The following is an 11,531-nucleotide window of genomic DNA, read 5'->3' as shown; positions in this document are numbered from 1 at the left end:
GGTCCTGTAGGTCGGGTAAGCGTAGCGCCACCCGACTAAGCCAGCTGCTTGCGGCTAATCAACGGCCCGTCAATCTTCTTCATCGAGCGGTCCAGCACCTCTTCAATTACCGACGACAGCTCGTTCAGCTCAAACTTCGCCACATAGCCGTCCGCCTTCACTTTGCGAATATGATCTTCGTTCGCGTTGCCGGAAAGAGACGAGTGGATCACCACCGGAATATCTTTCAGTACCGGGTCGGATTTGATTTTTCGCGTCAGCGTAAATCCGTCCATCTCCGGCATTTCGAGGTCGGTTAATACCAGGGCAATCTTATCGGTAACGGGAACGCCCTCGGCCTGTGCCTGCGCGGCCAGCTGAGTGATTTTCTCCCACGCGTCTTTGCCGGTGATATGCAGCTGGGCCGGGATCTCCATCGCCTGCAATCCCTTCTCCAGCATTGAGCGCGCTACTTTTGAATCTTCTGCAACAATCGCGACAGAGCCAGGCTTGATGTTGAATTTGGTGGTTTCCAGATGGGTGGCGTGCAGATCGTGGTTCGCCGGGGTGATGTCGTACAGGATCTGCTCCACGTCCAGCACCATCGCCAGATCGTTGGTATCGGTCTTCTCGTCCAGACAGGCAATGCTGGTGATGTAGCGACCGCTGACGGCGGTTTCCGCGGCGTGCACCTGCTTCCAGTCCAGACGCATGATGTTTTCCACCGATTCTACGGCAAACGCCTGCACGCTGCGGGCATATTCGGTGATCAGCAGGATGTTCAGCCCGGTGGCTGGTTTGCAGCCGGCGACGGCGGCCAGATCGATCACCGGGATCACCTGGTCACGAATGTTCACCATCCCCATCAGCGGAGACTTCATTCCCGCCGGTTTGGTGAAGGTCGGCATCGGCACAATTTCGCGCAATTTGAATACGTTGATGCCGAACAGCTCGGATTTATTTTCGTTCAGAGAGGTGCCAAGACGGAACAGCAACAGTTCAAAACGGTTGGACAGGGTCAGGTTTGCCCTGTCATCAATATCTTTCTGGAAATTATCCATTCTACCCTCAAGAGAAATGCTGGCCTTTTAATCGTTATCGGCACGTTGAGGGAAAAATGAAGGACTAAACGCTGACCTGAGCAAAATCTTCCGCCAGCTCGCATGCCGGAAATACTTCCCGGCACTCTGCCAGCAGGCTTTCAGCGCCGCGGACGTCATAGCGTGAGCTGACGTGAGTAACAATCAGTTTCCGGACGCCAGCCTCACGTGCCAGCTGCGCCGCCTGACGCGTAGAGCTGTGCCCTCGACTGTTGGCTTTTTCTTCCATCGCCGCTTCCAGCGTCGCCTCATGCACCATCACATCTACACCTCTGGCAAGCCTGAGCGCCGAAGGGCAGGGGGCGGTATCCCCAAAAATAGCCAGTTTTTTGCCCGGCTGCGGTGGGGCGAGGTAATCCTGACCGTTGATGACGCGCCCGTCTTCCAGCGTGACGGTCTCGCCGTGCTTCAGACGCTGGAACAGCGGGCCAGGTTTCACTCCATCGGCCTGCAACGCGGCGGCGTTCAGCGCCCCGGGCTTGTCATGCTCCTCAACGCGATAGCCGTAGCATTCCACCGGATGGTTAAGCGGGTAAGCGCGCACCAGGTAATCTCCGTCATCGAACACCAGACCCTCGCCGATCTCTAACACCTCCAGCGGATAATCGGTCCACGAGCCGCTCAGGCGCAGCGTGGTTTCAACGAATTCCTGAATACCCGCGGGGCCATAAATGGTCAGCGGGTTAGCGTTACCGGCCATCGAACGGCTGCACAGCAGGCCCGGCAGGCCAAACAGATGGTCGCCGTGCAGATGGGTGATAAATATTTTATCCACTTTCCCCGGGTGGTATGAGGTATGCAGCAGCTGATGTTGCGTACCCTCGCCGCAGTCAAACAGCCACAGCCCACCGCGGGTAGGATGCTTAAGATCCAGCAGAATCGCCGTCACGTTTCGTGAGCGGGTTGGCACCCCGGCGGACGTACCCAGAAAAATCAGTTCCATAACGCAATCAGCCCTTTGCCGAATGGGAAGGGGTTTAGTATAACGTGATGAACACCAGGAAGGAGAAACACATGATCCAGTGGCAAGATCTACACCACAGCGAACTGACCGTGCATTCACTCTACGCCCTGCTCAAGCTGCGCTGCGAAGTCTTTGTGGTTGAACAAACCTGCCCGTATCAGGATATCGACGGCGATGACCTGATCGGCGAGAACCGGCACATCCTCGGCTGGCGCGATAACGAGCTGGTGGCGTATGCGAGGATTCTGAAAAGCGAAGAGGATTTTGACCCTGTCGTCATTGGCCGCGTCATTATCAGCGGCCGCGCGCGCGGTGAAAAGCTGGGCTATCAGCTGATGGAAAAAACGCTGGACGCATGCCAGAAACAGTGGCCGGACAAGGCGTTATACCTGGGCGCGCAGGCGCATTTGCAATCATTCTATGGCCATTTTGGTTTTACCCCGGTCACGGACATTTACGACGAAGACGGCATCCCACACATCGGCATGGCACGCGAAGCGAAACAGGCGCAATAGCAATACGTTGTCTATAGTTACCGGACTGGTGTACTAACATGGAGAAAAATATGTCATTTCAATCCTGGGATACCCGAGTCGACGACGACCTGACACTGCTAAGCGAAACGCTGGAAGAAGTGCTGCGCTCTTCAGGCGATCCTGCCGATCAGAAGTACATTGAGCTCAAAGCCCGCGCCGAGCAGGCGCTGCATGACGTGAAAAACCGCGTCAGTAACGCATCCGACAATTACTACTACCGCGCCAAGCAGGCGGTTTATCGTGCTGACGATTATGTGCATGAAAAACCGTGGCAGGGCATTGGGGTCGGTGCGGCCGTAGGGCTGGTGCTGGGTCTGCTGTTAGCCCGTCGTTAAGCCGGTAAACCACTCCCTACACGTGGGTACTGCTATTTATCGTCAGTACCCCGTATAATATAAGGCTTTAACAGGGAGAGGTTCGCGTGCACTCGATTTTCCTCGCGCTGCAAAGCCTGCGTACTCAGCTTGCGCAAGCATTGCCAGCTACACCCGGTTTACGCCATTTCGATGTCTCTTTCCCGTTAAACGACGCCTTCGATCCGCTGGCCTGGCTCGGTGTGCAGCGATGCTATCCTCAGTTTTACTGGCAACAGCGCAGTGGTGATGAAGAACTTGCCGCGCTCGGAAGCCTCGCCCATTTTGATTCTCTGGCCTCGGCCTCGCGGTTTTTGCACACCCACGACGTAGCCAATGACACCCGTATCTGCGGCCTGAACGCCTTCAACCCGGCGCAGGGCAAGCTGTTTTTACCGCGCCTTCTCTGGCGACGGTCTGGCGGGGTCGCCACGCTGCGTCTGCAACTGTGGAGCGAAACGTCGTTGCGGGAAGATGCCCGTGAGGCGCTGAATTTTGTCGATAACCTGCGCGACGCCGCGCCGATCCGCCCGTTGTCCGTGCAGATTGTGCAGGAAACCCATCATCCGGAAAAACCGGAATGGCTGGCGTTGATTCGTCAGGCGACGGATACCCTTGCTCGCGGCGATTTTGAGAAAGTGGTCCTCGCACGTGCTACAGACGTGCATTGCCAGCAGCCCGTGAACGCCATCGCGCTGATGGCTGCCAGCCGCGCGCTAAACCTCAACTGCTATCATTTTTGTATGGTCTTTGACGCCAGCAACGCGTTCCTCGGCTCGACGCCTGAACGCCTGTGGCGGCGACGCGGCACGCTGCTGCGCACTGAAGCGCTGGCAGGCACCGTCGCCAGCCATTCTGACGATAAGCAGGCTCAGCGTCTGGGCGACTGGCTGATGAACGACGACAAAAATCAGCGGGAAAATATGCTGGTGGTGGAAGATATCTGCCAGCGTCTTCAGCACCATACCCGGACGCTGGAGATCCTGCCTGCGCAGGTGCTGCGTCTGCGCAAGGTGCAGCATTTACGTCGCTGTATCTGGACCGAACTTAAACAGCCTGACGACGAGCAGTGCCTGCATATTCTGCAACCGACGGCGGCGGTGGCCGGGCTGCCGCGACAGGCGGCGCGAGAATTTATTGCGAAAGTGGAGCCGTTTGACCGGGAGTGGTACGCCGGGTCGGCGGGCTATTTATCGCGCGATCAAAGCGAATTCTGTGTGGCATTACGCTCCGCCCGCGTTCACGACGCTGCGCTGCGTCTTTATGCGGGGGCGGGCATCGTCAGCGGCTCCGATCCGGAGCAGGAGTGGCAGGAGATCGAAAACAAGGCCGCCGGGCTGCGTTCCCTTCTCCTAAGGGATTAATACTGATTCGTGCAATCCCGATTCATATCAAAATTCTGACTTTTTCTATTATTTATACTGTGCCGCATTCTTGATACTGGACAATCTCATGTCAGTAAGTTCTTTTAACCGACGCTGGGCGGCGGTGATCCTTGAAGCCCTGACCCGTCATGGTGTCAGGCATGTGTGTATTGCCCCGGGCTCTCGCTCCACGCCGCTCACCCTTGCTGCCGCGGAAAACCGGGCTTTTATTCACCACACCCATTTTGATGAGCGGGGTCTGGGCCATCTGGCGCTCGGGCTGGCGAAAGTCAGCAAAGCGCCCGTGGCGGTGATAGTCACCTCCGGCACGGCGGTGGCGAACCTCTATCCGGCGCTGATAGAAGCGGGATTAACCGGCGAAAAGCTGATTTTACTCACTGCCGACCGTCCCCCGGAACTTATTGACTGCGGTGCTAATCAGGCGATTCGTCAGCCTGGCATTTTTGCCTCGCATCCTTCACAGACGGTCTCGTTGCCGCGCCCCACCCAGGATATTCCCGCCAGCTGGCTGGTCTCAACCCTCGACCACGCCATGAACGCACTGCGCAGCGGCGGGCTGCACATTAACTGCCCGTTTGCCGAGCCGCTGTACGGTGAAATGAACGATACTGGCCTCGTCTGGCAACAGCAGCTGGGAGACTGGTGGGAGAGTGAAAAACCCTGGCTGCGCGAGCAGACGCATCTGGAAAGCGCAAAACAGCGCGACTGGTTCTTCTGGCGCCAGAAGCGCGGCGTGGTGATTGCCGGGCGGATGAGTGCGGCGGAAGGCAAGCTGGCGGCGGAGTGGGCACAAACGCTTGGCTGGCCGCTGATTGGTGACGTGCTTTCCCAGACGGGCCAGCCGCTGCCCTGCGCCGACCTCTGGCTGGGTAACGCGAAAGCGGTTACCGAACTGGCGCAGGCGCAGATTGTCGTCCAGCTGGGATCGAGCCTGACGGGGAAGCGTCTGCTCCAGTGGCAGGCCACCTGTACCCCAGAAGAGTACTGGCTGGTGGATCCGCTCGAAGGACGCCTTGACCCGGCGCACCATCGCGGCCGCCGCCTGGTGAGCAACATTGACAGCTGGCTGGAATTGCATCCGGCGGAAAAACGCAAACCCTGGGCGGTGGAGATCCCGGCGCTGTCACGTCAGGCGTGGGAACTCACCAAAGCGCAGTGCGAGGCGTTCAGTGAAGCCGGGCTGGCGCACCGTATCCGCAAATATCTTCCCGAGCAGGGACAACTTTTTGTCGGTAACAGCCTGGTGGTGCGCCTGATTGACGCCTTTTCGCAGCTGCCGGCGGGTTATCCGGTGTACAGCAACCGGGGCGCGAGCGGCATTGACGGCCTGATCTCCACCGCCGCTGGCGTACAGCGGGCCAGCGCGAAATCCACGCTGGCGATTGTGGGGGATCTCTCAGCCCTCTACGATCTCAACGCGCTGGCGCTCCTGCGTCAGGCGTCGGCCCCGTTCGTGCTGATTGTTGTGAACAATAACGGCGGGCAGATTTTCTCGTTGCTGCCGACGCCGCAAAGCGAGCGTGAGCGCTTCTATCTGATGCCGCAAAACGTGCAGTTCGAACACGCCGCCGCCATGTTCAGCCTCAAGTACCATCGCCCGGAAAACTGGGACGCGCTGGAGACGGCGCTGAACACCGCCTGGCGGCAGCCTGGCGCGACGCTGATTGAGCTGGTGGTAAACGATGCTGACGGCGCGCAGAAGCTGCAACATCTGCTTGCGCAGGTGAGTCACCTGTGATCCTCGCAGGCCTCTCCCAGCCAGGAAAACCAGGCTACCCCTGGCTGGTTTTCCTGCACGGTTTTTCCGGCGACTGTCGCGAGTGGCAGGCTGTCGGGGCGTCGCTGCATGACTACCCCCGGCTCTACCTTGACCTGCCTGGGCACGGTGGTTCAGCGGATACGGGCGTGACGGGGTTTGCAGAGGTAAGTGAATTGCTCTCGCATACCCTTGTTAGTTACAACATACTAAGATACTGGCTCGTGGGGTACTCCCTCGGCGGCCGCATTGCGATGTTCCATGCCTGCCAGCATCCTGCGGGGTTAGACGGGGTGATTGTGGAAGGTGGACACCCGGGCCTGCAAGACGCCGATGCGCGCCAGGCCCGGCTGATCTCTGACCGCCGCTGGGCGTCACGGTTTCGCAGTGAGCCGCTGGAGGCCGTCTTTGCCGACTGGTATCAACAGCCGGTCTTTGCCTCACTTACGGATGATCAGCGCAGGGCGCTGATCGCGCTGCGCAGCCGGAACAACGGCCCGAGGCTGGCAGAGATGCTGGAGGCCACCTCGCTTGCCGTTCAGCCTGATTTACGTCCCGCGCTCATCGCGCGTGATTTTTCTTTTGACTATCTCTATGGCGAACGTGACGGGAAGTTTGCAGCTATCGCCGCTGAACTTAACGCCACGCGTCATGCTATCCCTCACGCCGGACACAACGCCCACCGGGACAACCCGGACGCGGTTGCCGCGAGTCTGGCTCAGATACTGCGTTATCGAACAAAGGACACGCTATGATCTATCCTGATGAACACATGCTTTACGCGCCGGTTGAATGGCAGGACTGCTCCGAAGGCTACACCGACATCCGTTACCACAAATCCGCCGATGGTATCGCCAAAATCACCATCAACCGTCCACAGGTGCGCAACGCGTTTCGTCCACTGACCGTAAAAGAGATGATCCAGGCGCTGGCGGATGCCCGCTACGATGACACTATCGGCGTCATCATCCTCACCGGGGAAGGGGAGAAAGCCTTCTGCTCCGGCGGCGATCAGAAAGTCCGCGGTGACTACGGCGGATACCAGGATGATGCGGGCACGCACCACCTGAACGTGCTGGATTTCCAGCGCCAGATCCGCACCTGTCCAAAACCGGTGGTCGCGATGGTGGCAGGGTATTCCATCGGCGGCGGTCACGTGCTGCACATGATGTGTGACCTGACGATCGCGGCGGAAAATGCCATTTTCGGTCAGACTGGCCCGAAAGTCGGCTCTTTCGACGGCGGCTGGGGCGCGTCCTATATGGCGCGCATTGTCGGTCAGAAAAAAGCCCGCGAAATCTGGTTCCTGTGCCGTCAGTACAACGCCCAGGAAGCGCTGGATATGGGGCTGGTTAACACCGTGGTGCCGATCGCCGATCTGGAAAAAGAGACCGTGCGCTGGTGTCGCGAAATGCTGCAAAACAGCCCAATGGCGCTGCGCTGCCTGAAAGCGGCCCTCAACGCCGACTGTGACGGTCAGGCGGGCCTTCAGGAGCTGGCAGGTAACGCCACCATGCTGTTCTATATGACCGAAGAGGGTCAGGAAGGGCGCAACGCGTTCAACGAAAAACGCCAGCCGGACTTCAGCAAATACAAACGGAACCCGTAATGCGTTGCGCGCAGGTTTACCGCTGGCAGATACCGATGGACGCGGGCGTGGTGCTGCGTGAACGGCGGTTAAAAACCCGTGACGGCTTTTTCGTGCATCTTCGGCAGGGGGAGCGGGAAGGGTGGGGCGAAATCGCCCCGCTTCCGGGCTTTAGCCTGGAAACGCTGGACGAGGCGCAGGCTGCGCTGATGGCCTGGACGTACGAATGGCGTGAGGGGGCAGCTCCGGCGCTGCCGGACATGCCTTCCGCCGCATTCGGCATCAGCTGTGCGCTGGCAGAGCTGGACGGCAGTTTGCCGGACGCGGCGAACTATCGCGCCGCGCCGCTCTGTACCGGCGATCCGGATGAACTTTTCGCGCTCCTTTCCGCGATGCCTGGCGAGAAGGTGGCGAAAATAAAGGTTGGCCTGTACGAAGCAGTGCGCGACGGAATGGTGGTTAACCTGTTACTGGAAGCCATTCCCGATCTGCACCTGCGCCTGGACGCCAACCGCGCCTGGACGCCGCTCAGGGCGCAACAGTTTGCGAAGTACGTCAACCCGGCGTACCGCAGCCGCATCGCGTTTCTCGAAGAGCCGTGCAAAACGCGCGACGACTCGCGCGCCTTTGCCCGGGAAACCGGCATTGCCATTGCCTGGGATGAGAGCCTGCGCGAAGCCGATTTCGCGTTTGCCGCCGAGCCGGGCGTCAGGGCCGTGGTGATTAAGCCAACGCTGACCGGCAGCCTCGACAAGGTGCGCGAGCAGGTTGCGGCGGCCCATGCCGCAGGGCTGACGGCGGTGATCAGTTCATCCATCGAATCCAGCCTCGGCCTGACGCAGCTGGCGCGCATCGCTGCATGGTTAACGCCGGACACCGTTCCCGGTCTCGATACGCTAAACCTGATGCAGGCCCAGCTGATTCGTCAGTGGCCTGGCAGCACCTTGCCGTGCCTCGACGTCGGGGCGCTGGAGCCATTGCGATGAGTTTTACCGACTGGCCGTGGCGGCACTGGCGCACCCGGAGTGCCAATAAACCCGCGCTGCGTTTAGACGATATAACGCTCAGCTGGTCTCAGCTGGGCGAGCGTATCGATCGTCTCGCAGCCGGTTTTCAGTCTCAGGGCGTTACGGACGGTGACGGCGTCATGCTGCTCGCCCACAACCACCCGCAGACCCTGCTGGCCTGGCTGGCGCTGCTTCAGTGCGGCGCCCGCATTTTGCCGGTGAACCCTCAGCTTCCCCGTCCGCTGCTGGACGTCCTCCTGCCGCAGATGACCCTGCGTTTTGCGCTGGTGCTTAACGGTGAGTATGACGGTCTGCCCGGGCTGGCAATAAGAGATGGCGAGGGGCAGGGCGGCGTGACGTGGCGGGCAGAACGGCTGGCCTCAATGACGCTCACCTCTGGCTCCACCGGCTTGCCGAAAGCGGCGGTGCACACCTGTGCCGCCCACCTTGCCAGCGCAAAGGGCGTGCTGGCGCTGATGCCTTACGGCGGTAGCGACGACTGGCTGCTCTCTCTGCCGCTGTTTCACGTCTCCGGTCAGGGGATTTTGTGGCGCTGGTTGCAGGGCGGAGGCCGTCTCACCGTGCGTGAAAAACAGCCGCTGGAGCAGGCGCTACAGGGCTGTACCCACGCCTCGCTGGTGCCAACGCAGCTGTGGCGGCTGCTTAATTCACACCATCCCGTCGCGCTGAAAGCCGTGCTGCTCGGCGGGGCGGAAATCACCGTTGCGCTGACCGAACAGGCGCGTGAGCAGGGGATCCGTACGTTCTGCGGCTACGGTCTGACCGAGTTCGCCTCCACCGTCTGCGCCAAAGAGGCCGACGGCGCGCCGGACGTGGGCAGCGCGCTGCCGGGCAGAGACGTTCAGGTGGTGAACGGTGAAGTCTGGCTCCGGGCGGAAAGCATGGCGGCGGGCTACTGGCGAGACGGCGCATTATTGCCGCTGGTCAATGAGCAGGGCTGGTTTGCCACCCGCGATCGCGGCGAGTGGCATGACGGACGCCTGACCATTCTGGGCCGAATGGACAATCTCTTTTTCAGCGGTGGAGAAGGGATCCAGCCCGAAGCGCTGGAGCGCGTTATCGCCACGCATCCGCAGGTAAGCCAGGCGTTTGTCGTTCCGCTGGATGATGCCGAGTACGGGCAACGTCCGGTGGCGGTAGTGGAATGCGAGCCGGGCACGGATATCACGCTGCTGCCGGAGTGGGTTCAGGGCAGGCTGGCGCGCTTTGAGCAGCCGGTACACTGGCTGGCGCTGCCGTCAGAACTGAAAAATGGCGGGATTAAAATCTCCCGCCAGGCGTTAAAGCAGTGGGTCAATGCCCTGTTGAGGGGCTAATCAGCCGATATCCGGCTGCGGTTTGTGCTGGCGTCGGCGGATCCAGCGCAGCACCGGCGGCACGACAATCACCATAATCGCCATTGCCAGCAGGATCTTCGTCACGCTGCTCTCCCACAGGATCCCCATGTTGCCATTGCTGATGGAGAGGGCGCGGCGCAGGTTCTGCTCCAGCATTTCCCCCAGCACAAACCCTAAAATCAGCGGCGACATTGGGAAGTGCATCTTGCGCAGAATGTAGCCCAGCACGCCGAGCAGCACCATCAACACCAGGTCGAAGGTGGTGCTGTGCACCGCGTACACCCCAACCGCAGAGACGGCGGCGATGGCCGGGACCAGGAACCACAGGGGAATGGTCAGCATGCGGGTGAACAGGCCGATCAGCGGGATGTTCATTACCAGCAACATCACGTTGGCGATCAGCAGGGCGGCAATTAAACCCCAGACGATATCGGGCTGCTCGGTAAACATCGCCGGACCCGGGGTGATGTTATAGAGCGTCAGCGCGCCCATCATTACCGCCGTGGTGCCGGAGCCCGGCACGCCGAGGGTCAGCATCGGGATAAACGAGCCGCAGGCCGAGGCGTTATTCGCCGCCTCCGGCGCCGCCACGCCGCGGATATCGCCTTTGCCGAAGCTGTCGCTGTTACCGCTCAGCTTTTTCTCGGTCATGTAGGTGATAGCGCTGGCGATAGTAGCCCCCGCGCCGGGCAGAATGCCGACGAAGAAACCGATCACCGACGAACGCAGGGTGGCGCCAATACACTGCGCCCCCTCTTTGGCATTAAAGAGCATACGTCCGGTTTTACGCACCAGCGTCTGCCCGCTGCTGGTATGCTCCAGCATCAGTAAGATTTCTGAGACAGAGAACAGACCAATCACCACGACGATAAACTGCACGCCGTCGGAGAGATGAACGCTGTCGAAGGTAAAACGATAAACCCCGGTGTTGGCATCCACGCCGACGGTGGCCAGACTGAGGCCAATCAACGCAGACAAAAACGACTTCAGCGGATTCTGCGCCATCATGCTGCCGAGACAGGCGATGGCGAACACCATCAGGGCAAAATACTCGGCCGGACCAAACGCCAGCGACCACTGGGCCAGCGCCGGGGCGAAGAGGATGATGCCGCCAATGGCGATCATGGAGCCAAAGAACGAGCTGACGGCAGAAATAGAGAGCGCCACGCCGCCGCGCCCCTGCTGCGCCATCGGGTAGCCATCCAGCGCGGTCATAATGGCGGCGGCATCGCCGGGCACGTTAAGCAGAATCGAGGAAATACGCCCCCCGTATTCGCAGCCGATATAGACCGTCGCCAGCAGGATCAGCGCCGATTCCGCAGGCAGGTGTAGCGCAAAGGCCAGCGGCAGTAAAATCGCCACGCCGTTGATAGGGCCAAGGCCCGGCAGCAGGCCGACGATGGTCCCGACGAAACAGCCGATCAGGGCGATCACCAGGTTTTCCGGGGTCATCGCTACCGCGAACCCCTGAGAGAGATAGATCCAGGTATCCATAGCGTGCTCCG

Annotated in this window: 11 protein-coding genes; 8 read left to right on the top strand and 3 right to left on the bottom strand. The window is 60.2% G+C overall.

Features of this window, described 5'->3' with window-relative positions; translation table 11 throughout:
* Nucleotides 1-35: 35 nt before the first annotated feature.
* Nucleotides 36-1,040, bottom strand: coding sequence for a chemotaxis protein (locus AC4OVU_RS15140; protein WP_023304150.1), 1,005 nt, complete (start codon nucleotides 1,038-1,040; stop codon nucleotides 36-38).
* A gap of 64 nt (nucleotides 1,041-1,104) precedes the next feature.
* Entirely contained in the window at nucleotides 1,105-2,022 is a 918-nt protein-coding gene (rbn, locus tag AC4OVU_RS15135) for a ribonuclease BN (protein WP_015572275.1), read from the bottom strand.
* A 71-nt stretch (nucleotides 2,023-2,093) separates the two neighbouring features.
* Between rbn and AC4OVU_RS15130 the strand changes: the two genes are divergently transcribed.
* The 8 genes from AC4OVU_RS15130 to menE all read left to right on the top strand — a co-directional run bounded on the left by AC4OVU_RS15130 (nucleotide 2,094) and on the right by menE (nucleotide 10,005).
* Nucleotides 2,094-2,558: a GNAT family N-acetyltransferase gene (locus AC4OVU_RS15130; protein ID WP_023295084.1), complete on the top strand. Its 465-nt coding sequence runs from the start codon at nucleotides 2,094-2,096 to the stop codon at nucleotides 2,556-2,558.
* A gap of 50 nt (nucleotides 2,559-2,608) precedes the next feature.
* Nucleotides 2,609-2,914: a stress response protein ElaB gene (gene elaB / locus AC4OVU_RS15125; RefSeq protein ID WP_017693006.1), complete on the top strand. Its 306-nt coding sequence runs from the start codon at nucleotides 2,609-2,611 to the stop codon at nucleotides 2,912-2,914.
* Nucleotides 2,915-3,000: 86 nt separating this feature from the next.
* Nucleotides 3,001-4,296, top strand: a complete 1,296-nt coding sequence (menF, locus tag AC4OVU_RS15120) for an isochorismate synthase MenF (RefSeq protein WP_017693007.1) — start codon at nucleotides 3,001-3,003, stop codon at nucleotides 4,294-4,296.
* An 88-nt stretch (nucleotides 4,297-4,384) separates the two neighbouring features.
* Nucleotides 4,385-6,055, top strand: coding sequence for a 2-succinyl-5-enolpyruvyl-6-hydroxy-3-cyclohexene-1-carboxylic-acid synthase (gene menD, locus AC4OVU_RS15115; RefSeq protein WP_045338079.1), 1,671 nt, complete (start codon nucleotides 4,385-4,387; stop codon nucleotides 6,053-6,055).
* Nucleotides 6,052-6,828 carry a 2-succinyl-6-hydroxy-2,4-cyclohexadiene-1-carboxylate synthase gene (gene menH, locus AC4OVU_RS15110; RefSeq protein WP_048247063.1) on the top strand — a complete coding sequence of 259 codons (777 nt, stop codon included), beginning with the start codon at nucleotides 6,052-6,054 and terminating at the stop codon, nucleotides 6,826-6,828. The genes menD and menH overlap by 4 nt, the downstream gene beginning before the upstream one ends.
* On the top strand, nucleotides 6,825-7,682 hold the full coding sequence (menB, locus tag AC4OVU_RS15105; RefSeq protein WP_003859452.1) for a 1,4-dihydroxy-2-naphthoyl-CoA synthase: 858 nt from the start codon (nucleotides 6,825-6,827) through the stop codon (nucleotides 7,680-7,682). Before menH ends, menB begins: the two co-directional genes overlap by 4 nt.
* On the top strand, nucleotides 7,682-8,647 hold the full coding sequence (gene menC / locus AC4OVU_RS15100) for an o-succinylbenzoate synthase (protein WP_045327775.1): 966 nt from the start codon (nucleotides 7,682-7,684) through the stop codon (nucleotides 8,645-8,647). The genes menB and menC overlap by 1 nt, the downstream gene beginning before the upstream one ends.
* Nucleotides 8,644-10,005 carry an o-succinylbenzoate--CoA ligase gene (gene menE / locus AC4OVU_RS15095; protein ID WP_491928739.1) on the top strand — a complete coding sequence of 454 codons (1,362 nt, stop codon included), beginning with the start codon at nucleotides 8,644-8,646 and terminating at the stop codon, nucleotides 10,003-10,005. Before menC ends, menE begins: the two co-directional genes overlap by 4 nt.
* On the opposite strand, the gene AC4OVU_RS15090 is transcribed toward menE, so the two are convergent.
* Nucleotides 10,006-11,520: a tripartite tricarboxylate transporter permease gene (locus AC4OVU_RS15090; protein ID WP_015572280.1), complete on the bottom strand. Its 1,515-nt coding sequence runs from the start codon at nucleotides 11,518-11,520 to the stop codon at nucleotides 10,006-10,008.
* Between the last annotated feature and the right edge of the window lie 11 nt (nucleotides 11,521-11,531).

Source organism: Enterobacter sp. 6722112, from assembly GCF_058661685.1.
This window is presented reverse-complemented; position numbering and strand designations above follow the sequence as displayed.